The sequence below is a fragment of the Methanoregula sp. genome, assembly GCF_052325125.1.
In the GTDB taxonomy this organism is placed as follows: domain Archaea; phylum Halobacteriota; class Methanomicrobia; order Methanomicrobiales; family Methanospirillaceae; genus Methanoregula.
In genome coordinates this window covers 27,719-52,521 of the sequence record NZ_JBKQWO010000028.1, presented here as the reverse complement: position 1 = coordinate 52,521, position 24,803 = coordinate 27,719, and the positions used below count along the sequence as shown (strand labels likewise).

Here is a 24,803-nt window from a genome sequence, read left to right as displayed (position 1 = left end):
ACCATCACCTCTTCAAGACGATGTTGTACCCGATCGCCTTCCTGAGCAGCCGCTCGATGTAGGTCCGCCGGTCAAGTTCCTTTTTCTTTGCGGGGATCGGGATGATGAGCGGGCGGTGCATCTTTTCGATCCGGTCCATGAGTTTTTCATCGAGCGAAAGCATGTATTCCTCGTTCACTGCAACGATCCCGATGTCGTCCTTGTGGAGCAGAGGTGGGATGATGGCCTTTGCTTCCTCGATATCCTTCGCTTCGAACACTTCGGCTCCCGCAAGCCGGAAACCCGATGCCCGGTCGCTGTCCGTGACGATGACAAACTTATACATACACGAGTTCCTCCCGTAGGTGTTCCACAGGGAAATCAGCGGTCTTGCAGCGCGAGATGACCCGTATATTAGTGATCTCGTTGTACTTCGCCCAGAAGTACCCGATGAGGGAGGCGACGCTCAGGGGATCCCCACGAAACGCCTTGGTGCCCTGCATGACAAGATACCGCTCCAGTTCTTTCTCGATCACCGAGATCTTTTGTGCCTTCACGGCGGCCTCGGGTATGCCGGAGAGGATGCGGTACCGGGATGCGGACATCTGCACAAGCGCGTCGTCGATCGTATTCAGGGTGAGCATCCGGACGAGATTTTTGAGATCGAACTCAGACCCCCCGGCGAGCAGGAATTTCTTCGCCTCTTCAGGATCGACGTGGTCCCGGATCATCCGCAGCACCGTCTTGATGTTCACGACATCGATCTCGATGGAAAGGATGTTCCGGATCATCGTGTGGTTGGCATCAGGGGCTTTAACCGCACGGAGTGCTTCCCCGTAATAATACCGGTCGAGGGCACACTCGAGTGTGCCGAGATCTCCGCTCCGGGCAAACTCCGGGAATGCCGTGGTGAGTGGTTTTGCCCAGGGGATGCGCCACGTGCCAAGCAGATCGATTACTGCCTTGGGGTCCTGTTGCCGCACGAGCTCGGTTAATGTCACCTCGTCGAGTTCGCCCACGGGTACAAGGCAGTCGAGGATCTCCTCGTTTGTCACATGAATATTTTTCCCGCGGAGGATCGTCTTGATGTTCTGGACATCCCAGCGGTGGAGGAAGATCCTAATGAACTGTTCCGCTTCCTCTTTTCCGGCAAAGGCAAGGATCTTCCGGAACGTCCGGACAAAATTCTTCCGCAGGGCATACTCGATACAGGAAATTCCGGTATACCTGCCCCGGGCCTCGATAATATCGTCGCGGTAGGGAGTTTTCTCAAGCTCCCCGATCAGGGAGTCGAGGTCCGGCTGGAGAATCAGGTTGTCGAGCGTGCGGTGGTCCAGCAGGCGGCTCTTCATCCCCCGCATCCTGGCATTGATGTACCCCCAGTCCATATCAACCACCGGAGAGTGTGGCGTGGATCTCGAGTCTCTTGTGCTCCCGCACCCGTTCAAGCCGGGACTCGATTGTATTGGAGATGATGATGAGTCCCTCCGTTGAGCTGGCCACAAGTCCCCCCATGCACTCCAGATCAGGAACGATCTCGCAGCCGGATTTCAGAGTCGCCAGCGTTTTTTTGCAGAGATCAATGTCCCGCTTGTCAACATGGATGACAAACGGTCGGTCCCCCATTGCCCTGATCGTCTCTTCCGCAAGCCGCCTGAAAATGGCGGGGTAGGTATCGTCCTCGCGCAATCCAGCAAGGCGCTGCCCTGCCGCTTTAAAGGCGGCCTCGAACATCTTCTCCCGGTTCAGGAGAGCCTGCTCCCTGATCCTGCCTCTCGCGAGGTACAGCTGCTTGTTCCTCTCGATCTGGGCGGCGTTTTCTGCTTCCTGTACGGTGCGCACCTGAATCTCTTCCGCCAGTTTCTTTGCTTCCGACCGTATCGCGTCTGCCTGTTTTTGCGCACCCTCCCGGAGCTCCCGCTCCTTTTCCTCGGCACTCTCCTCCACGGATTTCAAAAGATTTTCATAGGGCATGGCAATATCATCCTCTCTTGTACAGCCAGTGAAACGATACGTACGGCCCGCCTTACCCGGATGTTCCCGATCCGGGAGAGGGACTGAAGAATAATGCCGGGGGAACAAAGAGTATTCTTTCGGCAATCCCCTGCACGTAGTATGCGCGGCCCGGATTACGTGACCATCAGGATGATCATCGCGGCTACGACAAAACCGAGGATGACCAGTGTCTCGGGTATGGCCTCAAGAATGATGATGGATCCTACAGTCTCGGGCCGTTCAGCGATCGCTCCCGCCCCTGCTGCACCAATCCGGGACTGCGCCCATCCGGTGCCTATGGCACCACCGGCAAATGCAATGGCAGCACCTATCGGAACTTCCCAACCAACCATGTCGATACCTCCTCCCAATAATAGAACCTAAACAAGCGCTGATATATTAAGGTATTGCGCATTCGGCAGGTGGAAGATTTTTTCTACCTGATCACGGGCAATGCGATCATTATGCCGGAGGGTTATGTTTTTTATGGGAGAGGATCGCGTCCATCTCTTCGAGGGTTGCACAGGACAGCGTATGGCCTCGCATTCCTGCCCCGAGGGCAAGGAGATCGAGGATGTCCTGCTGCGTGAGGATGGAAAAAGTATACTGTTCCCATCTCTCCCGTTCAAGGCAGGTCCAGAGTTCGCCGAGGATATCACGGAGCAGCATGCATTCCGCCACACCCAGAGCAGGCCAGTCGACAGCCGGGGCGCGTCGTATTTTCTCCACGGCGTTTTCGACCGCCTGTTCCCTGCCGAGCTGGAACCGCCTCCGGCCCAGCTCCTCTTTACTGGTACGGGACATACGTGTAGTGTATCGCAATTATTCTGTTCCGGTTTATAGAATTTTCCCCCACCAGGACCGGCCCGAAACAGCATCTGACAGGAAAAGAGGTTCTCCCTTGGTGCTTTCAGAGCACCACAAAGTATATGGGTGCACAGCGGGATTCACTCATCATCCCCCTCATGGGGAGGGAGGATTATTAATGCCGGAAGCAACCCAGTCCGAGGTGGGACGGCGCCTGTACCATGTCCACCGTGAAAAGAAAGTCGAACGTGCAATCAAGCATATGCAGCAGGGGACAGGGCCTGAGTGGAAGTCGTTCTCCGAGGAGGATATCCGCCTCCTGTCCCATCTGCTGCAGTGCACCTGGAATGTCATCGACCAGGACAGGTGGGATAAGATTCCCTTTGCCAGCATAAAGATGAGTGATGTCCGGCAGATCCTTTCGTACGGGGAAGGGGTCAGGCCGAGACGCAACCCAACACCGGAAGCGGTTGAAGAGATTAAAAAGATCCTGCTGGGGATCTCCTGAATTTTTTTCTTTTTACCCGGGTTCCGGTTATACCGGAACGGGAAGGAGGATGCATTTTTTGTGGCGATGTTGTATGATATATGAGGAGTTATGAGCGTATGCCCCGGCTGCAATCCGGAATGCCGGATCGCTGCTGCGAGCCGCCGGGCTGGCAAAAAACAGTGCAGTCGCTTTCGGTTTCTGATCGGGATGTACCTGGCATTGGAAAAAGGGCACACCGGCAGGCAGGTACAGCGGGCGCATACGAGGATTGCAAAAGCCAGAAAAGACTGGCCCCGGCTGGAGCCACCCGTGCACCCGGCAGACCTGACCGTGAGGGAGATCCTCCAGACAAAAACCGGGGCAGAAAGGGAGAGTATGATCCATCGGTGGATGGTGGCGGTCTGGGAGAGCTGGGCAGACCGGAAGGATTGGGTGAGGGAGATCACCAGCAGTCTGCTTTTCTAACGGCAGGGACCCGGGAGGTTATTCTGTTGCGACCCGGATACAATCGGCGATCGTCCCGATCCGTGCATGTCCGCCGCACATATTGGGTACGTAGGCAAGGGCTTTGCCGGAGTTTACCATGATCGAACGGTACTGCTCCATTGCCGGCGAGACGACCATGCAGGTGTCGGCAAAGACCCGGGCCCCGCTCTTTTCAATGGAATCGACCACTCTCGCGTTCCGGTCGATCACGCCCTGCGCTGCAAAGACGTAGAAGGGTTTTGTCACGACTTTCCCGGTGAGGAGCCGGGCGATCTCTGCAAGTTCCGCGGGAGAGCAGTGCGGGCAGCCGACCGCCACGGCGTCCACCGGGATATCTGAAAACAGGCCCGCGATCTCGGCCTGTTCGACCGGGACGGTATCAAGTCCGGAAAGATCGAACCGGTTTTTCTGCGCCTCAGGAGTCGTTCCCTCGACATGGTAGAGCGCAACCGCCCCGGTTGCCGCCATCGCAGCGCCGATCGCCTTGAGCTGGTCGGGCTCCGGCCGGATACTCCTGAAGTACGGGATCCGGTTGCCTGCGAGTTTGCCTGCGTAAAACCCGAGGGCGCCGTATTCGGCGATACCCCAGCCGGAGGTGTCGGCATGGACATCGATCACCATCTGCGGCACGCGGTTCTTTGCCAGATGCAGGCCATAGCAGGGAGTTTTTCCCACGAGAGCTGCGGCAAGAGCACTCGGGCCGCCCTCGCGGTTGGTGCGGGCACCAAGGACTGAATTTGCATAGCTGACCGCGGACGATTCCGACCATGCAAGGTGATCGCCGTACCGGGTCTCGTACAGGTAGTAGGGAGTGCAGGTGCAGTCAAGCCTGATGCCCAGCCGTTCGTATGCGGCGACGACAGCCTGCTGTTTTTCTGCAAAGTCCGGATCGATCCCCATCTCTTCCCACCGGCCCCGGGGCATGCCGATCGGGTTGAGGATAGCGGGAACGACCGCCTTTGCATCGAGACTCGTAAGCCATTCGAGACCGTATTTTCCGATCGTCTTATAGGACGCCCCGCTTACCTGCGCACTTTTGATTTCGACCAGCCGTTCTGCGCCAAACACTTTCCCGAGTGCAACGAGGAGTTCGAGCATCTTCTGCCGGGTCTCGCCCTCTTCGCCGGCAAGGATCCGCTCGTCTTCCGGCTCAAGCTGCATGCCGGTCACCATGTGGCACGCCGGAACCCGTCCTCATGCCCCAGCACCATGGTCGCGTCGACCCCGATTTTGACATTCGTGCCATCCTCTTTCTGGCAGGGATCAAGCGAAGATCCCCGGACCCCGGTGATCACCATAACGTCCCGGTCGCCGCTCACCCGGGTCGCGACCGCATACTCGACATCGTACGGATCTGACGGATCGATGTCTTCGTCCACGACCACTACATGCTTGAGCGATGTATGGGCGGCAAATGCCGCCATGATCGCATTTTTCCCGTCCCCCTGCGTGCTCTTTTTGATCTGGATCACCGCGTGGAGATACCCGCAGCCACCCTTGGTGAGCACGACATTTTTCACTTCGGTCACACCGGCAACCGCGCGATAGATCTTGGGCTCATAGGGGCAACCCATCAGGATCTTGTGCTCGTCTCCCCCGGGCAGGATGCTGTGGTAGATGAAATCCGGTTTTGTATACATACCGGTGAACTCGATCACCGGCTGGAGTCGCACCGGATCGTAGGTACCCGTAATGTCGACAAACGGGCCCTCATCGGTGACATCGGCGCCAATGTATCCTTCAAGGACAATCTCTGCGTCGGCAGGGGCGAGCACGCCGTTGCTGCACTCCCTGACCCGGATCTTCCCGCCCAGCAGCTCTGCCGCGTACGCCAGTTCTTTGCCGGCCGGGACACGGGTACAGCTGGCAAAAATCACTGCCGGGTGCGCCCCTATGACTATAGCAACAGGCAGGCGCTCCCCGCAGGCCAGGGCTTTTTTGAGCATCACATGGGTGTGCCGTCCTTCCACGAGCCGGGCGGCAACTCTGGTGTCGTCAAGGACCAGCATGCGGTGGATGGACGCATTCTCCACCCCGTCCCATTTCGAGAATACAATGCCGGCGGTAAAGTATTTCCCTGCATCTTTCGGGAAAAAATGCATGACCGGGATACAGGAGAGATCCGGCTTTTTCATCACGAATTTCCCTTCGTTTACGATCTTCCCGTCAAAGGCTGGATCTGCAAGTTTTTTTACCAGTTCTCTCTCATCGATGCCAAGCGCCCGTGAAAGCGCGTGGCGGTTTGCAGTCAGGTTCATGACCGCCCGTGCGCCGTCCATGTTGTGGAAGAACAGGATCCTGTCCGTGGAAGCCGCCAGCTTTGCCGCCTGCATACCCGGGGAGCACGGCTCGTCCACATCGATGACAAAACCCTCTTTTCGCATCTTTTCAATAAATTCACGCATCGTAACCACTCCAGCGCCGGGCGAGCGTATGATCGACCCCGAGGTGGTCGAGCACCCGGGCCACCACCATGTCCACGAGATCGTCAATCTTTTCCGGGTGGTTATAGAACCCCGGGCATGCGGGCATGATGGTCGCCCCGGCTTCGTGCGCCGCAAGCATGTTTGTCAGGTGAATCTTTGAGAGTGGCATCTCACGGGTGACAAGGATGCATTTCCGGCGCTCCTTCAGGCAGACATCCGCGGTTCGCGTGATCAGGTTATCCGCGTAGCCGGATGCAAGCGCTGCAAGGGTCTTTGCGCTGCAGGGTATAATGACCATCCCGTCGTGCCGGTGCGATCCGCTGGCAATCTCCGCGCTGATCGCACCGATATCGTGGTATGTTGCATCAAAACCTGAAAGGTCAACCCCCTCATGATGCGCCAGCTCCTGCGCAACATCAGAGATGATGAGATGCACACGGGCATCCCGGCACAATACCTCGAGCAGGCGCCGGGCATAGCAGATCCCGCTTGCACCGGTCACCGCGACCACGTATTCTTTTTTCATATGTTCCTCCGGGCTCTCCTGTGATACCAATGTCGGAGCCTGAAGTAAAAAGTGTTTATGCCAAAATGGCTGGAGAAAATCCGAAAAAAAGGTGAATTTACTTCCGCACCGGCGCAAAGAAGCGGTACCGTACCCGGGACTCCTCTACCCTGCGGGCATGTGATGGATTGAGATCCCGCCGGGCTTCAATAACGAGGGTATTAAGGATATTATGGAGCCGGAGGGTATCAAAGTCCTTTTCCTTGTGCTCGTTGAGGAAGTCAAGAAGGTCATTGACGCTTTTGAGCACGCCGGAACTTGCGATCAGGTTGAGCCGGTTGAGCGTGAGTGCCAGGTTCTTTTTCGCGATATCCATCTTGTAGCTGTCCCCACCGGAAAGGTTGATCTCGGTCACGGCATTCAACAGATCCGTATAAGCCTTAAGTTTGTAGCTGCTTTCATGCATCCTGCGTTCCGCAGTACGGAGCTTGAGAAAGGATACCACCAGTACGACAATGACGATGACTACACCGCCAGTAATAACAAACAAGTCGCCGCTACTATCAACCATTTCACTTCACCTCAGGGGAGCCTTTTTGCCACATCCAGTTTCACATTGACAAGGTTTCCCGTCATCTCAATTTTGTAGAGACCGGGATTGTACATCGGATATTGTTGGAGGGTATCATAAGGATATGTCCGGCCATAGCCGAATGTCTGGTTCTTCCGGGAATCAATACTGGTCACGGTCATTTCGAACCAGCAAGACTTGGGATCTTTGCTGAGTGCGGTAATGTTAAACCCGATACCCCACGACTGATTGTCAATCCGTACCTGCTCGGTAACAGTATCGCTCTCATTCTGAAAATTATAGGTTTTCTGGAGGTAGTGATCCCCGAGGGCAAAGGTAGGCTGAGTTGCGGTTAAGGCCGCTGTTGTCTCTTCAACCCGGACAGACGGTACCGGGGTTACCGGCATGCTCTGCCCGCCCGGGCTGCCGGTCGTGCACCCTGCAACCATAACGCCCATGATGACAAGAAACATGCCAGAGACCAGGTATATTTTCATAACGGAAAGTGTTGGAAATGCCGGGTATTAGAGTTTCTTGTTTTGCAAAAGGATTTGACAGGACCCTCCGTCAGGCACCGAGAGGAGGTGATCAGAAAAGGGTATCCTGCCGGGTAGGCTTTTTTATATGCAGTATTTCGGCCGCTGCATCGGCAACCGCATCGCGGTGCGCCGGAAGGGTGTACACACCTAACCGCCACTGCTCGCGCCGGGTCTGGTTGAGGGTCCGGAGCCGGGGGGATAACTCGGCAAAACCCACAATGGCATGCCGGTTTTTTACCTGAACTTCCAGGGACATATCCCCGGGCACCGGAGGAATATCAACAAGCACATCGGTCGCCCGGCACCCTGCCATTCCGGCAATATCCTCTGCAACCTGCCGTGACTGTTCAACCGACCAGCCGGACTGAAACACCGCCACATTGATCTGGTCCTGCCCGGCATAAACGGCCCGCTTGTAGAGCCGCCGGCTGTAAAGCCGGTCGGCTATCTCACAGGTAACGGGGCTTTTTGAGTGTTTGAGCTCGTGCAGGCATTCCGCATCATCGAGCGTACAGATCCGCTCAAGACCGCCGGCCGGATCGGTAGCCAGATGATCAAGCATTGCAACCTGGAACATGCATTCACCGATCCGGCTCACATGGTGGAAGTAGACAGTCGGGCGCATCAGGGTCCTTGCGATGAGCAGCGATTCTGCTGCATTGATGCCGTTCTCGTCAAGAACGATCCCCTCCGGTGTCAGGTGGATGTTCCTGATCAGGCGATGTGCATCGACCGTGCCGTACGGTGCCCCGGTATAGTACGCATCGCGGAGCAGGTAATCCATCCGGTCTACATCGAGATCGCCGTGGATGATTCCCGAGAGACGATGGCTTCCTTTCACAATTGCGCACAGATCGGATGTATTAATTCCCAGCATATCCAGCTGCGTGCCGAACTGCGCAGTTACGATCTCCGCGATATCATCGTGGGTTCGGCCGAGCCGGGCTTCCATCAGCGGTTCGCTTGCATGGGAAAACGGGCCGTGACCCACGTCATGGAGGAGAGCCGCGACCAGCACCAGCTGCCGGTCTTCCGTGCAGAGCCCGAACTGCCGGCAGGCGACACCGGCCAGATGCATCGTTCCTACCGAATGTTCAAAACGAGTGTGGTTAGCACCGGGATACACCAGGTAGGAGAATCCAAGCTGGCGGATGTACCGCAGCCGCTGAACCGCTGGAGAGTCAAGGAGCGGCAGGATCTCCTCATCCACTTCCACATAGCCATGGACAGGATCCTTGATGATCTTGGGATTCACTAAAGAATCTTCATATACATCGCATAAAAGTATTGAGTAATGATTACGTTCCTTTCTGGCGGGACCGGCACCCCGAAGCTGCTGCGCGGGATGCAGAAAGTGATGGACAGGCACGAGATCTCGGTGGTGGTAAACACTGCCGAGGACATCTGGATCTCCGGTAACCACATATCGCCGGATCTTGATACCGTTATGTATCTCTTTGCCGGTGTGCTTAACACCGACACCTGGTGGGGGATCAGGAACGACACGTTTACCACCCACGAGGAGATCACCCGGATGGGCCTTGAGGAGTTTATCAGGATCGGGGACCGGGACCGGGCGGTGCATATCGTGCGGGGGGATATGCTCCGTGACGGCATGAGGCTGACCAATATTACCAAAAACCTCTGCGATCGTTTCGGTGTACGGGAGAATGTCCTTCCGATGTCGGATACCGAAGTTACTACCCGGGTAAAAACGGAATTGGGGCTCATACACTACCAGGAATACTGGGTGCGGGGCAAGGGCAATATCCCGATCCAGGACATCGTCCGCTGCTCAAAGGAGCCCCCGGCAAGTTCAGAAGAGGTATTGCAGGCGCTTGAAGCAAGCAGGACCGTGATTATCGGGCCTTCAAATCCTATTACAAGTATCACGCCCATCCTTGAATGCAGGGGGATCAAAGACGCACTCATGGACAAATTTGTCATTGCCGTAAGTCCGTTTATCGGGGACGCCCCGGTGAGCGGTCCCGCTGCGGCCCTGATGAAAGCCTCGGGCTTTGAAGCGACCTCAGCAGGCACTGCGGCGTGCTACAAGGACCTTGTCGACCTTTTTATCCATGATATCCGTGATCCCGTTGAGGTGGACGGCGCGATCCGTCTGGATACGCTGATGACCGGGGAAGAAAAAAGTATCGAACTTGCGGATAAAATCCTGCACCTGGCACAAAAGAGCTGATCGTTCTTCTGAAAATTTTTTCAAAAATCACCCGCATCCACCCGTCATCCCGGCCAAAAACCATTGCACAAGTATTTTAATTGATAATCATGATAACCTCTCCACTATAAGGGAGACGGAATGAAGCGGATTCTCATTATTTCAGCGTTAATTGTCTGCATCCTCATCGCCGGGTGCACATCGGGCCAGACATCCGGTAAAGGCACACTCCAGTTTTCAACCTCGCCGGAAGGTGCCCAGATATATCTCGACAACCAGTACCAGGGGACCACGCCAAGTACCCTCTCGGGGATAGCAGTGGGGGCACATACGCTGGAATTCCGCGATCCCGGCTACCAGAGCTGGTCTGCAAATATCACCGTTTCAACAGCAACATCGACATATTATGCCGCGCTGACGCCACTTGCCTCCCAGACAGTCCAGCCTGCCCAAAGCCCGGGGGGAACAACCTCACAGGGACAGGCATCCGCGACAACCGCCCCGGTATCCCAGCCGACCGTGACGATCCTGGAAAGCCAGACCCTTCTCGTCATTGGCGGTTCACAGGCCTTCTCCGGAACCTGTACGGGAAGCAATTCTGTCCTGCTGGTGCTCTATGGGCCGGGTGCCTACACAAACGGCGTACAAGTGGCCCAGGTGCCGGTCCGCGCGATGAATGCATGGAATTACACGTGGAACCCCGGGTATAAAGTGATCTCCGGGGCGTATACCATGATCGCGTACGACCAGCAGAAAATAACCTCAGCTACAGCGACATTCTCCGTCGTCGGTGGTGGGACGGTCAGCATCGTTGCAAGCACACCTGTAGTAAACCCGGGAGGCACGGTAACGTTTTCCGGGATGTGTACAACCGGCGCGACAAGTGTCAGCCTGACATTATACGGGCCTCAACAATATACCAATGGTGCGAGTGTCGCGACCCTGCCTTTGAATGCGGACAATACCTGGTCGTATAAATATACGTTCGATCCGTCAAAACCTGCCGGCTCCTATACTATGTTTGTCACTGATGCTCAGAACACGGCATCTGCTTCAGTGCTAATCTCGCTGACCGGTGGATAGCGGTTAATGTGCATCGCAGGGATTATAAAAAAAAATCTTCTGCTTTTGATCGTAAAAAAATTTACAAAAATCGTGTAAACGAGGTTTCACTTGGGTATTTTTACCCGGTTCGGGAGATCTGGCTTTAAAATGGGCATGCGATACCTATTTGAAGGATTTTATACAAACACTGAACCCGTGGGAGATAATCCATGGCGATCATAAAAAAAATTCTTAACATATTCAAGTCCGGAAGCCGCGAGGAGGAAGAAGCACGACTGCGCGCCCAGCGGGAACGCTACGAAAATTTCCTCAAGGCGCTCACCAGCGGTGATCTTGACACCCGCTGGAATGCAGTCCGTTCGGTCGGCGACCTCGGGGAACCATTTATCGAGCCGCTTATCAACGGACTTAAAGACGAATTCTGGATCATAAGAAGGGGCTCCGCGGACACTCTGGGTAAGATAGGTTCACCTGCGGTGGTACCGCTGATCGGGGCGCTTTCCGATCCGGGCGAGGATGTCCGGCAGGAGACCATCCGGGCACTCCAGCTCATCAGCGAACCTGCAGTCAATCCGCTTATCCAGTCGCTCAAGCACAACCATCCGTTCATCCGCCGGGGAGCCGTGCAGGCTCTCGGCGTCATGGGAGTGGATCATGCAGTGCCCAACATCATTGAAGCGCTTAAAGATGCCGACCCATGGGTCCGCCATGAAGCCGCCGTCGCTTTGGGCAGGATTTGCGACCAGCGTGCGGTAGCACCCTTGATCGAGAGTCTTAACGATCCTCTGGAGCATGTGCGGATGGCGGCGATGGCAACACTCTGCTCGCTGGGGCAGGCATCGATCCCTTCCCTTATCCAGGCCCTTGTCGATAAAAACGAGGATATTTCCCGCCGTGCTTCACTGGCGCTTGTCACCATTGGCGAGGCATCGGTCGAGCCGCTTATCGCTTCCCTGACCAGCCAGAACCCGGGCATCCGCAGGGAGGCCGCGGCGGTGCTGGGCCAGATAGGGAATACGAAGGCCATTCCCTCACTCATTGAGACGCTTGCGGACCCCGATCGGATAGTCCGGATAGAGGTAGTCAAGGCACTGGCAGCGCTTGGCGTGCCTGCAATTGCCCCGCTTATGCAGGTCTTCCGTGACGGGGATGTCCGTACAAGAACGGGAGCAATGGAAGCGCTCTGGATGCTTGGCCAGCCGGCAACAACACCGCTCATCATGGTGCTCAAGGACGATCAGAGTGACGTGAGGAAACGGGCGGCCCTTCTTCTCGGGGAAATCGGCGACCAGAAAGCTGCCGACCACCTGACCGGCCTTTTATCTGATGAGAATGTCTCCGTGAGACGCGAAGCGTTCGAAGCACTGGAAATGATCAAGAAGCGAAATCCCCCATAAATCGCAATTTTTCCTTTTTCCTCCTGCCGGATTTTTATTGATACCATAAAAAAAGAAAATATCAGATCCAGCCCATCGCCTTCCAGTGATCGAACTCGTGCGTCCACACGTCCTTGTTTGCAAGCACGAGCTGCTTCATGCGGGCTTTCCTGTCTGCATAATATGCCTGCTGGGCCGGATCCTTCCACTCAGTCCGGATGGCTTCGGCCAGTTTCCTGCCCAGATCCTTTGCCTTCTTCCCGGCCGGAACAATCAGGTCGGGGTTTCCCATGAAGTTGACTCCCACGGTGCCAACCGTTGTTGCTCCAAGCATCCGCATTGCTGAGTTCATGTAGTCTGCAGTCTCATCCGCCATCGCTCCGCCTGCAGTGGAAACCGCGCAGCCGTACTTCCCGGTAAAGTGCAGGCAGTGGACGCTGTCTGCCATCCGGTCGAGCATGGTCTTGAGCTGCGCTGTGACCGAATTGATATACACCGGCGAGCCGAGCACGATACCATCGGCATCGAGCAGTTTCTCGTACAGGGCCGGCATATCGTCATCATGGACACACTCGCCTTTTGCATAGCAGGTTGCACACGCCGTGCAATACCGGATCTTCAGGGCGCAGATATCGACAAACATCACATCAGCACCCGCTGCCCGTGCCCCTTCAAGCACAGCCAGGACCAGCCGGCGTGTCTGGCTCTTTTCTCCTTTGGGGCTCCCGTTAATACCGATAATCTTCACAGGGGTTTTCACCGGATTAATGGTCTGCCCGGGGCTACATAAAGTTATGAGTCACGAGGTGGGGGCCGGATCGGGATAGCACTAAAAACCATCAGATTGAGATCTGATCATGCTCATACGGGACAGTTCTGCCTGCCCGCACACCCGCGTCATGGACCACTCCATGCTCTGCGAACTCCTGCACCCGGACAAGGTTCCCGTGGCAGTTATATTAAAAACAAAAAGACTGGTTAAAACCAGTAATTTTTTACAAAGACTTTCGATTTCCCGACCCCTGATGTACCATAGTGGAGCACCAGCGGGACGATGATGATCGTTATGAGAGCATTTCCCACCAGCCATGAGGTGAACGCGGACCCAACCTGGGACCATGCAATAAGCCCTCCGATTGCCAGCGCTGCCGAACCCCACGCCGCCCCGATAATGTTGTTGAGAACCACCCCGAACAGGACGAGATGGAAGAGGTCGCGGCGGGACTCAATGCCCACATTCACGTCAAAAATGCGGAATGCGGCAAGGGGGATAAGGACCTGCCAGAGGTTTGCAAGCGAGAAGTAGACTGCTACACTCGCCGGCATCCCGGCAAGGAGCCCGGAGCCAAAGAAGCATCCCACGTACGCGGCAATCACGCCGTACATGCCAAACCAGAGCGCAAAGATCAGCATGAAAGCGGCGGCAATATAGATTGCCGCGACACCGGTGGGAAGAGAGGGACTGATGAAACGGGAAACCTTAAGGGAAAACCATGCCAGCAGCGTGTTGACGAGGATAAGCCCGATCACAAGGAGGAGGAATGAATAGGTCGGACGCCTGATATTCTTCATAAATCACCACTATTCCCCTGTTATACTCCACCCTAGATAGAATTTATCCTTCATCATGTCCCGGTGCACATCCCCGGGACTGCGCCCAACGCCATCCTTTTACAACGGGTGACCGTACAGAATGTTTTATGGGCGGGTGTCGTAACACTAGGTACTACCAGGAGATCGTTGGTTCATGATCGTCACAGGGATCGATCCCGGGCTTGCACGACTCGGGTACGGTGTGATCCGGGTGGACCGGGGCAGTACCGTTCCGGTCTGCTACGGGTGTATCGAGACACCGGCCGGGACCCGCCCGGCAGAGCGCCTGCTCGCGATCTACACCGGCCTCCAGTCCCTGTTCGATCGCTATCCACCGGATGCTCTTGCGATGGAGAAACTCTTTTTTTCCAGAAATATCACTTCGGCCATGGGTGTCAGCGAAGTGCGGGGGATTGTCCTCCTTGCAGCGGAGCAGCGGCAGATCCCGGTAACGGAGTATACGCCCAATCAGATCAAGCAGGCTGTCACCGGATCGGGCCGTGCGGACAAAGCCCAGGTGCAACAGATGATTACCCGGCTCCTCCACCTTGACGAGGTCCCGCAGCCTGACGACGCCGCAGACGGCCTTTCGATTGCCTTATGTCATATCCACGTCATGAGATAGTACAATGATCGCGTACCTGGACGGAAAACCTGTCATGGCCGGTGACCGGTGGGTAGTGCTGGAAGTCAATGGTATCGGCTATAGGGTAAACGTGCCGGAACCGGAGGTCCGCGAGATCGCCCATGCGCCCGGGACGGTAAAACTTCACACGTACATGGCCGTACGCGAAGACGCAATAACGCTGTACGGGTTTTTGTACGAGAGCGAGCGCGAGATGTTTGCCGTCCTTCTGGGTGTCTCCGGCATCGGCCCGCAGATTGCCCTCAACATCCTCTCCCAGATCACGCTTGAGGGCTTCGTCCTTGCCATCCTTTCCGAAGATGAAAAAAGCCTGACGAGGATTTCGGGCATCGGACAAAAGGGGGCGAAACGGCTGATCCTCGAACTGAGGGATAAGATGAAAAAAGTGCAGGCCGCCATGGCACCGACCATGACCGGGAAAAACGAGCAGGCCATCCGGGACGCGGCCAGTGCCCTTGTCTCGCTCGGGTTTGAGGAGAACGCCTCATATGATGCGGTAAAGGATGCGGCCAAAGGGCTCGCCTCCTCACCCCCGATACAGGACCTCATCAAGGCGGCACTCCTGCGCCTCAGGGAGGGAGGACAGCGGTGAGCGAACGGGTGATCTCCCCGGAACCGGTCACCGACGATCCGGAGGACATTACGTTACGGCCGGCAACGCTCGATGCATTCGTCGGGCAGGAACCGGCGAAGAATGCGCTGCGGATCGCGATCGCGGCCGCGCGGCAGCGGGGCGAGCCGATCGATCACATCCTGTTTGCCGGGCCGCCGGGCCTGGGGAAGACCACCCTTGCCCATATCATCGCCCGCGAGATGGGCGCGGCGATACGGGCCACCACCGGCCCTGTGCTCGAAAAACCCGGGGACATGGCAGCTCTTCTCACCGCGCTCAAGAGGGGCGATGTGCTCTTCATCGACGAAATCCATCGCATGAACCCGGTCGTCGAGGAGATCCTCTACCCTGCAATGGAGGATTTCTTTATCGATGTGATGATTGGGGAGGGGCCCAGCGCCCGCTCGATCAAGCTGACGCTCGAACACTTCACGCTGATCGGCGCGACGACCCGCCAGGGCCTCTTAAGTTCGCCATTCCGGGACCGGTTCGGGATCATCGTGCGCCTGAACCTGTATTCTCCTGAAGACCTTGTCAGGATCGTGACCCGGAGCGCGGCGATCTTAAAAATCCCGATCACGCCGGAAGGGGCGGCAGAGATCGCCGCCCGGAGCCGGGGCACGCCTCGAATCGGTAACCGGCTCCTGCGGAGGGTGAGGGACTTTGCCGTGGTAAAAGGTGACGGGACGATCACCGCTGATATTGCAAAGGACGGGCTTGAACTGCTCCAGATCGACGAACTCGGGCTGGACGATATCGACCGGCGCATCATTTCGGTCATTGCAGAGGATTTCGGTGGCGGCCCGGTCGGGGCGAAGACGATCGCAATCTCTGTAGGTGAAGAAGTCAGGACGATAGAAGAGGTCTATGAACCCTATCTCATCCAGATCGGGTTTGTAAAACGGACACCGCAGGGCCGGGAGACCACGCCCGCCGCACAACAGCACCTCAGGCTGAACCACACCCAGAAAACCCTGTTCTGAAAGGGGGATGGGAGATCCATCGTTTTGTTCCGGGCCAGCTTGGCAAAAAAGCCCGGGATGGGTCCCGGAGTTTTCTGAAAAACCCCAAATCCACACTACTTAACTTTGCAGCCCAGCGGTAACTTTACCGACCAGCGGTAAGGTTACAAACAATTACGACCAGTGTCACGTCAGAACCGGGATAAAAAAAATGCCGGAACCACACATGAACTTTTAAAAAAATTACCGGACCGGTTTGCGGCTTTTTTTTTTAATCTGTCCTTTGGGTCGTTCATCCCGATCACCGGCACCATGGGGCGTGCGTACGTGCACCAGGCGGATCGCATAAGAAATCCTTTGAACCTTCACAGACAACAGATGACCGGGGTATCGGGATATGGACATCAGCGGGCCAGCGGTCAGAAAGTACCTGAAAAAATTCATCGTCGGGCCGGAAAAGAAAATCCGGTTGAAAAATTTTGAAACCGGCTGGGTGCAGCACGAATCGTTCAGGAACAAGCCTGAAGAGGTGGTAGACGATCTCCTCAAAGAGGTCCTGGAAAAAGATCAAAAAGAGCTCTTTGCAGCACAGGAGCTCCTTGCCGCATCCCACAAGTACGGCATCCTGATCGTGCTCCAGGGGATGGACACGGCAGGAAAAGACGGCACGATCCGGCACGTGATGTCCGGTGTGAACCCCCAGGGGTGCGATGTGCATTCGTTCAAGGTGCCGGATGTCGAAGATCACCTGCACGATTTCCTCTGGCGGTACGAGAGGGCGCTGCCCGAACGCGGGATGATTGGCATCTTCAACCGTTCCTACTACGAGGACGTGCTCGTCGTCCACGTGCATCCTGAACGCATGGAAGAACTCCCGGAAACGATCGGCCCGGATGCGGAAGGGTTCTGGGACGACCGTTACAAGGATATCAACGCCTTTGAAAAGCACCTGGTGCGTAACGGTACGATAGTCCTGAAATTCTTCCTTCACATCTCAAAAGACGAGCAGAAACTCAGGCTGCTCGACCGGCTCGACCACAAGGAAAAATACTGGAAATTCTCGGTCTCGGATATCGCAGAGCGCGAGTACTGGAACGATTACCTGGTTGCCTACGAGGAGATGCTCGCCGCCACTTCAACAAAATATGCCCCGTGGTTTATCGTGCCTGCCGATCACAAGTGGATGGCCCGCACTATTGTCGCCGAGGCTATCACTTCGGCCATCGAAGGGCTGAATCTTTCGTATCCGAAGTACTCTGATGAGCAGATCCGGCACCTGATGGACGCAAAGGAGACCCTGGAGAAGGAATAGCCGGACTTAAAGTCCCCCCGGTCCCTCCCCCAGGCCTGCCTGAACCGGTCCTCGTATGGGTAAGAACATCCCAAAAAAGAGGTGTCCCGGCATCCACGAACAGATCAAAAATATCGGATCGTTTTTTTACGCAAACACCTTCAGACCGGCGTTGCCTTTACGGTCGATGGCACCAGCCGGTCAAGCAGGAAGGACGGGATCTTCTGCGATGCCGCCACGGTCAGGTCGAAATTATCCTTCGTGCCGGTCGAGCCCAGGTACTGCAGCGTGATCTGGAAATCGGCGCTATAGAGGGGAATACCGAAGATCGAGATCGTCGCGTGCCGCGGGCTGATGATTCGGGTTTGGCCAACGGCCAGCTGCTCGCGGTTGCCATCTGCCTCGGTGATGACCGAGCCGTTGTATGCCATCACCGCGATCCGGCTGCTCCCGATCGTGACCGCATTCCCGTCCGGGAAGGAGACCGCATAGTGCGTCTCAAACGGGAGCGACACCCCGGAGGTGCCGGTGGTGACGGTCATCGTGAATGTCAGGACCGCGGCAACAGCGATCACGATCACGAGGCCGGCAAGAATGCCCAGGATGATCTTCGTTCTGTTCTGCAAACCGCCATCGCTGCGGCCGGCCGGGTGGGGAGATCGGTCCGTCATACTATCATGTTCTCCGGGACGGGCGATAAACATGGAGGATAGGTCGGCCGGAGCCTGTTCCGGCCAGAAGCGCACACGCTCCCTGCGTCCCGGATCGCTCCCCTTTGGCATACGTACGCAAACGATCGAACCCGGCTCTTTCCCATAAAATCCATTATCCCTCCCTTCCTATTGTACTACGATTTTGATGCGTATACCCATACAATCAGTCACGCCCGATACCGGCCATGCAGAAGTCTGCGGATGGGTCCATGAGGAGAGAGACCTCGGGGGACTCGCATTCTTTTTGATCCGCGACCGGACCGGTATCATCCAGGTGACTATCCCGAAAAAGAAAGTATCAGAAGCGGTTCTTGACGCTGCAAAGAAAGTGTCCCGGGAATCCGTGGTCAGGATTGCCGGCACGGTAAAAGCCGTAGAAAAAGCGCCGGGTGGCAGGGAGATCGTTCCGGACTCGTTCGAGATCATCAGCCTTGCCGAAACCCCGCTGCCCCTTGATGTCTCTGAGAAAGTCGGGGCGGAGCTCGATACCCGGCTGGATGCCCGGTTCCTCGATGTGCGCCGGCCCCGGGTAGCCGCAGTCTTCCAGATCCGGAGCGCTGCGATGCACGCGGCCCACAATTTCTTCCACAAGGAAGGCTACATCAGCATCACCACCCCGAAGATCGTGGCCGCCGCAACCGAGGGCGGCACCGAGCTCTTCCCCATCGCGTACTTCGACAAAGAGGCGTTTTTGAACCAGAGCCCGCAGCTCTACAAGCAGATGATGATGGCGGGCGGCTTTGAGAAGGTCTGCGAGATTGGGCCGATTTTCAGGGCAGAAGAGCACAACACCACCAAGCACCTCAACGAGGCAACAAGTATCGACATCGAGGTCTCGTACGCAGATCATAACGAGGTCATGAAGATTCTCGAAGATCTGATCGTGAAGATTTACGAGTACGTGAACCGGTCCTGCAGCGACCAGCTGGCAAACCTCGAATGCACTGACTTTGCCGTGCCCAAAGCCCCGTTCACACGGCTGCCCTACAGTGAGGCGATCGGGATCGCACAGAGATCGTGCAGCGAACCGATCAAGTATGGCGATGACATTTCCGCCGCCGCAGAACACGCGATCGGCGACGAGATGGGCGCCCACTACTTCATCACCGACTGGCCGACCGAAATACGGCCCTACTACGCGATGCCGTATGAGGACGACCCGTCCGTCTGCAAGGCATTCGACCTCATGCACCCGAGGATGGAACTCTCGAGCGGCGCAGAGCGCATCCACCAGTACGACCTGCTCGTGCAGCAGATCAAAAAGAAGGGCCTCAACCCCGAGAGTTTCGAGTTCTACCTGCGCCCGTTCCGGTACGGGATGCCGCCCCACGCGGGATGGGGGCTTGGCGCTGAACGGCTGATCATGACCATGCTCGGGCTGTCAAACGTCCGTGAAGCAGTCCTCTTCCCGCGAGACATGCACCGGCTCGTGCCATGAAAGCGTATTTCATCAACAAGGTCCTTGCGACAACGGTGGTGGGGAGTTACCCGGTGGTCAAAGGCACCGGACTCAAAGCCCTTTTTGATACCCTGAAACCTGCGGTCGAGACCGCTGTTGCCGACCAGCTCGCAGCCGGCATCGACATTATCTCTGACGGCCAGGTCCGGGGCGACATGATCCAGGCATTCTCCGGTAAACTGCCCGGGATCAAAGGCCAGGATGTGGTGGGGAAGATCCAGCCGGCCTCGGGGGCGATCACCGCAGCGGACACAAAATACGCCCGGTCCAAATCGCCGTACGTCAAGGGCATCATCACCGGCCCGTCCACGCTCGCCCATGGCCTCCACATCAGCACGCCGATGTACCGGAACAAGGAAGAGCTGGCCCTCGACCTCGCGGCGGCCCTTGCCGTTGAGGCCCGGTACCTCGAAGCGGCCGGCGCCACGCTCATCCAGATCGACGAGCCGATCTTCTCGACCGGGGTCGCCGATCTTGCCGTGGGAAAGCAAGCCGTGGAACTGATCGCGGGCGCGGTAAAAATCCCGACCTGCATGCATGTCTGCGGCGGGCTCGAAACCGTCATCGACGATATCCTCAAAATCAACGTGAACGTTCTGGACTTCGAGTTCTCGAAGAACCCCGCGAACCTCGCCCTCTTTGGCTCCCGGGACCTTGCGGGCCGGATGATCGGCTACGGCTGCGTGGATTCAGGTGTCGAGGCGGTTGAGCCGGTTGCAGAGATCAAAAAGCGGATTGAGAAAGGAGTCGAAATCTTCGGGGCGAAATCCCTGCTCGTGGACCCCGACTGCGGCCTGCGGATGCGGTCCCGGGAGTCCGCGTTCTGGAAACTCAAGAACATGGCTGAGGCTGCCCGGGAAGTGCGGCTCGCTCTGTAACTTTGGTTAGCAGCTTAAGATTTGCTGGCCGGTAAAAAAAATTCCCGGGTATTTCCACCATCCTTTCTGCATATCACGCCCATCTCATCAGCTGCTGAGCCGGATTTTTTTCCGGAATTTGCGGGCTTGCGATCCGATCTATTCTAAAAAAAAAGAAAAGAATCGACGTACTGCTGATCGGTGTTCCCGTACGAGCGGGAACCGATCGATGATGGCACATGCCGGAATTGCTTATGCTTTTCCCTGGTAATACCCGAAAAATACGCCCGTAAAACGCTCCTTTTTGGTTCGCATGGAAAATACGTGTTTTAATTGCCCCGTTTGCCAAAATACGCCAAAATTGAGCCCCATATAATGCCCGTAAACGGCCCGTAGAGGCCCATTACGGGCCACTTTTTCCGGGATCAACCAAAAACCCATCCGGGCCTGAGATCGGGCCTCCAAACGCGAATACGCGAACTTTTTATTTCGTCCGATTGCCGAAATACGGCCAATATGGGCTTGTTTTTAAACGGAGCCCGATACGGGCTCCGTTTGGATCCCGAAAGGGTGAATCCGGGCTCAATACGGGCCCGGAATAGCATATCTCAGATCAGGGTCCATGGGGGGTTAGTACACCCCCCTCCCATGGGATGGACAGGAATTTTCCCGGAACCGCCGGATCGCAACCGGATTTTTTTTGAAAATCCTCAGCTCATGACCGGATCTTTTTTTTTAATCTTCCATCACTGAGCCGGAGATTTTTTTAGGAAACCCGGACCACCTACCCGCATGAATACAGGGCCGGGGCGATCTCTTTTGTGATCGGTCGGTCCGATCACTTTTTTTGCGGAATGCAAAGTGGGGGATGGGGGGCTACCTTTGATCCGTTTGTGCGGAGGGTCGCCCCGATCATTTTTGAAACCGGTCAGACCGATCGATTTTGAATTTGATCGGTCCGACCACCCTGTCTCGTCTGAACCTCCAGTGGAAGCGCATGCCGGGATACTGGAACAAGAGTGGTCACCCCGACCGGTTTTGAATTTGATCGGTCCGATCACTTTTTTTGCGGACCACACAGTGGGGGGAGGGGGGCCACCCATTTTTTGAGAGGTCGAGGTGGCCGATCCCGCCCTTCGCCACCACCGCCTCCCTTTCGCGGGTCGCACCGCTAGACCCACACGGTCGGCGGAATGGGGCTCGGTCGTATTGTGAGAGTTCCCCGCTTCGCGGGGCAGGGCGGCTTTCCGATGGTCAACGTGTCAGCTGAGAAAACTGGGAATTGGGATCTCCGGTTGTTCCCCCTAGCGAGACGGGTGTGGCCGTGCCACCCGTCGAGCGCGAGGGGGCGGAGGGGGCGAGTGCTCGTTTGGTCACGGCGGGCTACATTCCAATGCTGGTCTGTGGAATTTATTCAACAATATTTTTAGTTCCTATAAATCAATCCACTTTATTATGACCATCCAACCAAGTGACTGGGGTATTGCTCTCATAGTTGCAGGGGGATCAACTATAGGGGGTTTTATTGGTGGAATCCTTGCGGGAATTGCTGTCGAGATTGAAAAAATCGAATCAACTTATGTTGATAAATTCATCCTTGGAAAAAGATTAAAGAAAATGTTTTTGACGTATTTTGCAGGTCTCCTCATAGTGTGTTTAATCGTGATCATTTCCGGTTTTATTTTCCTGCGTATGTGATTGGACTTTAGATTTTACATTTTACCGCAGTTGCATGTGAATCGCTTTCCGCAGTCCTCCGTAGCCATGGAAGATCGCATGAAAAAATCCGGCTCCCCAAATCACAACAACAGCCACGAAAAAAGGAGAAGAAAACCCTTACACCACTCTCGACGTCGTCGAAGCCTCGATCCCCCGCTCGGTAATAATAAACGGCAGGAGACGCTGGGGGGCGGCGGCATCGCGGATCTTGTGCACCGCAAGCGTCCGCTCGATCTCGCTCTGGTGTACCTCCGTTTTGAGTTCTATGACAAGATCTGCTGCCCGCATGATCCGTGTCATCTCGACGGGAGTATGTACGTTGGTATAGACGATGAACAGCAGGTTCGCACGGCGCTTGCGCATTTCCTCGCGTGCGAGCTTCATAAATTTCAGCGCGCTGTCGATGCCGTATTTGATGATAATCGTGGAGAGAGAATCGATGACAATCCTGCCCCCCACCATCTGGGTGAGGTACATTTCGGGGTGAAGGTCAGCTGCGTCCACCATATCCGTCTCAACCTCCCCGTCGTTCATCAGGTACGTGCCTTCTTCGCCTTCCACCTTCCAGAACTGCATCGCCGCGAGATCGACGCCGGCGAGCGGCGTCCCGTACACCATGATAACGGATCCTTCGGGAAATCCCCCGTCCAGAAGGAGGTTGAGGCCCACAATGCCGGTCGATCGCTTCTTTGGCCTGCCGGTGACAGGAACGTCTGCAATCTGACTTTTTGTATCCACGCCGGGATGCTCCGGCTAATAGTATCGGCCGTGAATTTAAAAAGTTTCCGGGGATTGCAGCATTTTGTCGCAGAATATTCCCGTAATTCTGTATCAGGACCCGATTTGTCCGAATTTTTCCCGCAGGGTGCGGCGCAGGAGTTTCCAGCCGTGGACGCGGGGGAGCTCGTCTGTGAACACGAGTTTGCGCGGAACCTTGTAGCCGGCAAGGTGCATGCGGCAGAACGAATCAAATTCCGTTTCCGAAAGTGTGGATCCGGCGCGTAAAACGATCGCGGCTACCGGCACTTCCCCTTTGCGCTCATCGGGAATACCAAAAACTGCCACATCCGCAACTGCCAGATGCTGGATAATCACGTTCTCCACTTCGGTCGGATAGATCTTCCAGCCCGACATGATGATCATGTCCTTTTTCCGATCGGTGATGAAAAGGACACCGTCCCGGTCCATGTTCCCGATATCCCCGGTCAAGAACCAGCCGTCATGGCGGAACACGGCGGCTGTCGCTTCCGGCTGGTTCCAGTACCCCTGTGCAACGGACGGTCCCCGAAGCGCGATCTCCCCGGTCTCCTCCGGGGGCATCTCCTTTTCCGGATCGTCCACATCGACGATCCTGACCTCCGTATACCCTGCTGCGACTCCCACGCTCTGGTAGTTCCGGGTAAGTGCCGGGTATTCGGGCAGGGTGGTCGTGCCCGAACCGATCACGATCGTCTCGGAAAGCCCGTACGAGTTTGCGACCGGGATGTGGTAGCGACGGTCGAACGCCTCCCAGATCGCAGGCAGCAGCTGCCCCCCTCCCGATATAATGAGCCGGGCTGTGCGAAGATAGTCCTCTGTAGCCGGGGCGCTGTGAACGAGCGTATGGATGACCGGCGGCATGCCGGCAAGGACGGTTACCTTATGCCGTTTGGCCAAAGCGAGATACCGGTCGGGGTCGAAACGTTCCATCATCACAAAGGTCCCCCCGGCCCGCAGGACGGCAAGCCCCCACGAGAAGCCGACATGCCCCATGGGGTAAATCCCGAGATACACATCGTCCGGCCGGAGCCGGAGGGCTTCCCGCTCCGCATCGAGTGCCGTCATCCAGTTGCCGTGAGAGAGCATTGCACCCTTGGGCTTGCCGGTCGTACCGGCCGTGTACTGGATGTGGCAGAGGTCATCCATCGCGCAGTTGACCGCACGCATGGATGCCGGTGCCGGAGGAAACGATTCCCATTCGACGATATCGGCGCCGCTGCCGGTGCCGTTTCCACCCACACAGATGATATGGGCAAGGGCCGGGGCCTTCTTTTGTACTTCAGCGACAATACGGGCACCCCGCACATCCGTAATGACCGCACGGGCGCCGGCGTCGCTCGCCGCATGCAGCAGCTCCTCTGCCTGGTATACGATATTGGTCGGGACCGCGACGGCACCGATCCGCCAGATCGCAAAATAGCTGATCAGGTACTCAGGCGAACTATCGAGATAAATGCAGACCCGGTCACCTTTCCTGATGCCCAGACTGCAAAGGCCGCTCCCGACCCGGTTCATCTCCTCGCGGAGTTTTTTATAACTGTAGGTCTCGTTTCGCGAAGGGCAGACGAGCGCTGCCTTGGCCTCGGGAACGCTTTTTGCATCGAGAAGCGTGGTAACGTTGGACATGGCCACCGGAATGATCTGATGATACGAATGGGACGTTGATGTATATACGTGTTCATTTTATGGATCCGGCCGGAGTGGGATAAACGATAATCGAACTCCCAACCGCAATTTTGTAATAATTGGATACCAAAATTACCGTAAAGGATCAGT

General features: G+C 56.3%; 28 protein-coding genes. 12 read left to right on the top strand and 16 right to left on the bottom strand.

The window, feature by feature from the left end; translation table 11 throughout:
• Positions 1-4: 4 nt before the first annotated feature.
• From ACLQMU_RS06780 to ACLQMU_RS06760, 5 genes are all read right to left on the bottom strand, one after another.
• Positions 5-325, bottom strand: a complete 321-nt coding sequence (locus ACLQMU_RS06780; protein ID WP_422148747.1) for a V-type ATP synthase subunit F — start codon at positions 323-325, stop codon at positions 5-7.
• Entirely contained in the window at positions 318-1,367 is a 1,050-nt protein-coding gene (gene ahaC / locus ACLQMU_RS06775) for an ATP synthase A1 subunit C (RefSeq protein ID WP_422148746.1), read from the bottom strand. Before ahaC ends, ACLQMU_RS06780 begins: the two co-directional genes overlap by 8 nt.
• A 1-nt stretch (position 1,368) precedes the next feature.
• A complete protein-coding gene (locus tag ACLQMU_RS06770; RefSeq protein WP_443673625.1) occupies positions 1,369-1,953 on the bottom strand; it encodes a V-type ATP synthase subunit E in 585 nt (194 codons plus the stop codon).
• Between the two features lie 155 nt (positions 1,954-2,108).
• A complete protein-coding gene (locus ACLQMU_RS06765; RefSeq protein WP_325410395.1) occupies positions 2,109-2,327 on the bottom strand; it encodes an ATPase in 219 nt (72 codons plus the stop codon).
• Between the two features lie 109 nt (positions 2,328-2,436).
• Positions 2,437-2,778, bottom strand: a complete 342-nt coding sequence (locus ACLQMU_RS06760) for a hypothetical protein (RefSeq protein WP_422148744.1) — start codon at positions 2,776-2,778, stop codon at positions 2,437-2,439.
• Positions 2,779-2,959: 181 nt separating this feature from the next.
• Here ACLQMU_RS06760 and ACLQMU_RS06755 point away from each other — a divergent pair, with 181 nt between their 5' ends.
• Positions 2,960-3,289 carry a hypothetical protein gene (locus ACLQMU_RS06755; protein WP_422148743.1) on the top strand — a complete coding sequence of 110 codons (330 nt, stop codon included), beginning with the start codon at positions 2,960-2,962 and terminating at the stop codon, positions 3,287-3,289.
• Positions 3,290-3,379: 90 nt separating this feature from the next.
• Positions 3,380-3,736, top strand: coding sequence for a DUF5946 family protein (locus ACLQMU_RS06750; RefSeq protein WP_422148742.1), 357 nt, complete (start codon positions 3,380-3,382; stop codon positions 3,734-3,736).
• Between the two features lie 18 nt (positions 3,737-3,754).
• Here ACLQMU_RS06750 and ACLQMU_RS06745 read toward each other — a convergent pair whose 3' ends face one another.
• The 6 genes from ACLQMU_RS06745 to ACLQMU_RS06720 form a co-directional block, all read right to left on the bottom strand.
• Entirely contained in the window at positions 3,755-4,918 is a 1,164-nt protein-coding gene (locus ACLQMU_RS06745) for an aconitase X (protein WP_424039076.1), read from the bottom strand.
• A gap of 5 nt (positions 4,919-4,923) precedes the next feature.
• Positions 4,924-6,162 carry a UbiD family decarboxylase gene (locus ACLQMU_RS06740; RefSeq protein ID WP_422148740.1) on the bottom strand — a complete coding sequence of 413 codons (1,239 nt, stop codon included), beginning with the start codon at positions 6,160-6,162 and terminating at the stop codon, positions 4,924-4,926.
• Complete coding sequence (locus ACLQMU_RS06735) at positions 6,155-6,709, bottom strand: UbiX family flavin prenyltransferase (RefSeq protein WP_422148739.1); 555 nt, start codon at positions 6,707-6,709, stop codon at positions 6,155-6,157. Before ACLQMU_RS06735 ends, ACLQMU_RS06740 begins: the two co-directional genes overlap by 8 nt.
• Before the next feature lie 97 nt (positions 6,710-6,806).
• On the bottom strand, positions 6,807-7,259 hold the full coding sequence (locus ACLQMU_RS06730) for a hypothetical protein (RefSeq protein WP_422148738.1): 453 nt from the start codon (positions 7,257-7,259) through the stop codon (positions 6,807-6,809).
• Between the two features lie 11 nt (positions 7,260-7,270).
• Positions 7,271-7,756 (bottom strand): hypothetical protein, encoded by a 486-nt coding sequence (locus ACLQMU_RS06725; protein WP_424039080.1) that lies wholly within the window; start codon positions 7,754-7,756, stop codon positions 7,271-7,273.
• A gap of 91 nt (positions 7,757-7,847) precedes the next feature.
• A complete protein-coding gene (locus tag ACLQMU_RS06720) occupies positions 7,848-9,053 on the bottom strand; it encodes an HD domain-containing protein (RefSeq protein ID WP_422149203.1) in 1,206 nt (401 codons plus the stop codon).
• A gap of 39 nt (positions 9,054-9,092) precedes the next feature.
• Between ACLQMU_RS06720 and cofD the strand changes: the two genes are divergently transcribed.
• From cofD to ACLQMU_RS06705, 3 genes are all read left to right on the top strand, one after another.
• On the top strand, positions 9,093-9,995 hold the full coding sequence (gene cofD, locus ACLQMU_RS06715; protein ID WP_424040886.1) for a 2-phospho-L-lactate transferase: 903 nt from the start codon (positions 9,093-9,095) through the stop codon (positions 9,993-9,995).
• 120 nt (positions 9,996-10,115) lie between these two features.
• The gene (locus tag ACLQMU_RS06710; protein WP_422149202.1) at positions 10,116-11,057 is read left to right on the top strand and encodes a PEGA domain-containing protein; all 942 of its coding nucleotides are present in this window, start codon (positions 10,116-10,118) and stop codon (positions 11,055-11,057) included.
• Between the two features lie 191 nt (positions 11,058-11,248).
• Complete coding sequence (locus tag ACLQMU_RS06705) at positions 11,249-12,436, top strand: HEAT repeat domain-containing protein (protein ID WP_443673624.1); 1,188 nt, start codon at positions 11,249-11,251, stop codon at positions 12,434-12,436.
• A gap of 61 nt (positions 12,437-12,497) precedes the next feature.
• Here ACLQMU_RS06705 and ACLQMU_RS06700 read toward each other — a convergent pair whose 3' ends face one another.
• Complete coding sequence (locus ACLQMU_RS06700; RefSeq protein WP_422149200.1) at positions 12,498-13,175, bottom strand: flavodoxin family protein; 678 nt, start codon at positions 13,173-13,175, stop codon at positions 12,498-12,500.
• A 218-nt stretch (positions 13,176-13,393) separates the two neighbouring features.
• Positions 13,394-13,987: a hypothetical protein gene (locus ACLQMU_RS06695; RefSeq protein WP_422149199.1), complete on the bottom strand. Its 594-nt coding sequence runs from the start codon at positions 13,985-13,987 to the stop codon at positions 13,394-13,396.
• Positions 13,988-14,162: 175 nt separating this feature from the next.
• Here ACLQMU_RS06695 and ruvC point away from each other — a divergent pair, with 175 nt between their 5' ends.
• The 4 genes from ruvC to ACLQMU_RS06675 all read left to right on the top strand — a co-directional run bounded on the left by ruvC (position 14,163) and on the right by ACLQMU_RS06675 (position 17,541).
• Positions 14,163-14,633 carry a crossover junction endodeoxyribonuclease RuvC gene (ruvC, locus tag ACLQMU_RS06690; RefSeq protein WP_424040885.1) on the top strand — a complete coding sequence of 157 codons (471 nt, stop codon included), beginning with the start codon at positions 14,163-14,165 and terminating at the stop codon, positions 14,631-14,633.
• 4 nt (positions 14,634-14,637) lie between these two features.
• Positions 14,638-15,246 carry a Holliday junction branch migration protein RuvA gene (ruvA, locus tag ACLQMU_RS06685; RefSeq protein ID WP_422148900.1) on the top strand — a complete coding sequence of 203 codons (609 nt, stop codon included), beginning with the start codon at positions 14,638-14,640 and terminating at the stop codon, positions 15,244-15,246.
• Complete coding sequence (ruvB, locus tag ACLQMU_RS06680; RefSeq protein WP_424040884.1) at positions 15,243-16,250, top strand: Holliday junction branch migration DNA helicase RuvB; 1,008 nt, start codon at positions 15,243-15,245, stop codon at positions 16,248-16,250. Before ruvA ends, ruvB begins: the two co-directional genes overlap by 4 nt.
• A gap of 376 nt (positions 16,251-16,626) precedes the next feature.
• The gene (locus tag ACLQMU_RS06675; RefSeq protein WP_424040883.1) at positions 16,627-17,541 is read left to right on the top strand and encodes a polyphosphate kinase 2 family protein; all 915 of its coding nucleotides are present in this window, start codon (positions 16,627-16,629) and stop codon (positions 17,539-17,541) included.
• A 140-nt stretch (positions 17,542-17,681) separates the two neighbouring features.
• Here the strand turns inward: ACLQMU_RS06675 and ACLQMU_RS06670 are convergent, their stop codons facing one another.
• A complete protein-coding gene (locus tag ACLQMU_RS06670) occupies positions 17,682-18,191 on the bottom strand; it encodes a hypothetical protein (protein ID WP_422148897.1) in 510 nt (169 codons plus the stop codon).
• A gap of 187 nt (positions 18,192-18,378) precedes the next feature.
• Between ACLQMU_RS06670 and aspS the strand changes: the two genes are divergently transcribed.
• From aspS to ACLQMU_RS06655, 3 genes are all read left to right on the top strand, one after another.
• Complete coding sequence (gene aspS, locus ACLQMU_RS06665; RefSeq protein ID WP_424040882.1) at positions 18,379-19,671, top strand: aspartate--tRNA(Asn) ligase; 1,293 nt, start codon at positions 18,379-18,381, stop codon at positions 19,669-19,671.
• A complete protein-coding gene (locus tag ACLQMU_RS06660; RefSeq protein WP_443673623.1) occupies positions 19,668-20,570 on the top strand; it encodes a methionine synthase in 903 nt (300 codons plus the stop codon). The genes aspS and ACLQMU_RS06660 overlap by 4 nt, the downstream gene beginning before the upstream one ends.
• A 1,434-nt stretch (positions 20,571-22,004) precedes the next feature.
• Positions 22,005-22,247, top strand: a complete 243-nt coding sequence (locus tag ACLQMU_RS06655; RefSeq protein ID WP_422149085.1) for a hypothetical protein — start codon at positions 22,005-22,007, stop codon at positions 22,245-22,247.
• Positions 22,248-22,385: 138 nt separating this feature from the next.
• Here the strand turns inward: ACLQMU_RS06655 and ACLQMU_RS06650 are convergent, their stop codons facing one another.
• Together ACLQMU_RS06650 and ACLQMU_RS06645 are read right to left on the bottom strand one after the other, a co-directional pair.
• Complete coding sequence (locus ACLQMU_RS06650) at positions 22,386-23,006, bottom strand: RAD55 family ATPase (RefSeq protein WP_422149084.1); 621 nt, start codon at positions 23,004-23,006, stop codon at positions 22,386-22,388.
• Positions 23,007-23,099: 93 nt separating this feature from the next.
• Positions 23,100-24,653, bottom strand: coding sequence for a class I adenylate-forming enzyme family protein (locus ACLQMU_RS06645; RefSeq protein WP_424040881.1), 1,554 nt, complete (start codon positions 24,651-24,653; stop codon positions 23,100-23,102).
• Between the last annotated feature and the right edge of the window lie 150 nt (positions 24,654-24,803).

Bases quoted from the DNA above. Each gene is read 5' to 3' on its own strand.
- ACLQMU_RS06780 (WP_422148747.1), bottom strand. From the start codon at position 325: ATGTATAAGTTTGTCATCGTCACGGACAGCGACCGGGCATCGGGTTTC.
- ahaC (WP_422148746.1), bottom strand. From the start codon at position 1,367: ATGGACTGGGGGTACATCAATGCCAGGATGCGGGGGATGAAGAGCCGC.
- ACLQMU_RS06770 (WP_443673625.1), bottom strand. From the start codon at position 1,953: ATGCCCTATGAAAATCTTTTGAAATCCGTGGAGGAGAGTGCCGAGGAA.
- ACLQMU_RS06765 (WP_325410395.1), bottom strand. From the start codon at position 2,327: ATGGTTGGTTGGGAAGTTCCGATAGGTGCTGCCATTGCATTTGCCGGT.
- ACLQMU_RS06760 (WP_422148744.1), bottom strand. From the start codon at position 2,778: ATGTCCCGTACCAGTAAAGAGGAGCTGGGCCGGAGGCGGTTCCAGCTC.
- ACLQMU_RS06755 (WP_422148743.1), top strand. From the start codon at position 2,960: ATGCCGGAAGCAACCCAGTCCGAGGTGGGACGGCGCCTGTACCATGTC.
- ACLQMU_RS06750 (WP_422148742.1), top strand. From the start codon at position 3,380: ATGAGCGTATGCCCCGGCTGCAATCCGGAATGCCGGATCGCTGCTGCG.
- ACLQMU_RS06745 (WP_424039076.1), bottom strand. From the start codon at position 4,918: ATGCAGCTTGAGCCGGAAGACGAGCGGATCCTTGCCGGCGAAGAGGGC.
- ACLQMU_RS06740 (WP_422148740.1), bottom strand. From the start codon at position 6,162: ATGCGTGAATTTATTGAAAAGATGCGAAAAGAGGGTTTTGTCATCGAT.
- ACLQMU_RS06735 (WP_422148739.1), bottom strand. From the start codon at position 6,709: ATGAAAAAAGAATACGTGGTCGCGGTGACCGGTGCAAGCGGGATCTGC.
- ACLQMU_RS06730 (WP_422148738.1), bottom strand. From the start codon at position 7,259: ATGGTTGATAGTAGCGGCGACTTGTTTGTTATTACTGGCGGTGTAGTC.
- ACLQMU_RS06725 (WP_424039080.1), bottom strand. From the start codon at position 7,756: ATGAAAATATACCTGGTCTCTGGCATGTTTCTTGTCATCATGGGCGTT.
- cofD (WP_424040886.1), top strand. From the start codon at position 9,093: ATGATTACGTTCCTTTCTGGCGGGACCGGCACCCCGAAGCTGCTGCGC.
- ACLQMU_RS06710 (WP_422149202.1), top strand. From the start codon at position 10,116: ATGAAGCGGATTCTCATTATTTCAGCGTTAATTGTCTGCATCCTCATC.
- ACLQMU_RS06705 (WP_443673624.1), top strand. From the start codon at position 11,249: ATGGCGATCATAAAAAAAATTCTTAACATATTCAAGTCCGGAAGCCGC.
- ACLQMU_RS06695 (WP_422149199.1), bottom strand. From the start codon at position 13,987: ATGAAGAATATCAGGCGTCCGACCTATTCATTCCTCCTCCTTGTGATC.
- ruvC (WP_424040885.1), top strand. From the start codon at position 14,163: ATGATCGTCACAGGGATCGATCCCGGGCTTGCACGACTCGGGTACGGT.
- ruvA (WP_422148900.1), top strand. From the start codon at position 14,638: ATGATCGCGTACCTGGACGGAAAACCTGTCATGGCCGGTGACCGGTGG.
- ACLQMU_RS06675 (WP_424040883.1), top strand. From the start codon at position 16,627: ATGGACATCAGCGGGCCAGCGGTCAGAAAGTACCTGAAAAAATTCATC.
- ACLQMU_RS06670 (WP_422148897.1), bottom strand. From the start codon at position 18,191: ATGACGGACCGATCTCCCCACCCGGCCGGCCGCAGCGATGGCGGTTTG.
- aspS (WP_424040882.1), top strand. From the start codon at position 18,379: ATGCGTATACCCATACAATCAGTCACGCCCGATACCGGCCATGCAGAA.
- ACLQMU_RS06660 (WP_443673623.1), top strand. From the start codon at position 19,668: ATGAAAGCGTATTTCATCAACAAGGTCCTTGCGACAACGGTGGTGGGG.
- ACLQMU_RS06655 (WP_422149085.1), top strand. From the start codon at position 22,005: ATGACCATCCAACCAAGTGACTGGGGTATTGCTCTCATAGTTGCAGGG.
- ACLQMU_RS06645 (WP_424040881.1), bottom strand. From the start codon at position 24,653: ATGTCCAACGTTACCACGCTTCTCGATGCAAAAAGCGTTCCCGAGGCC.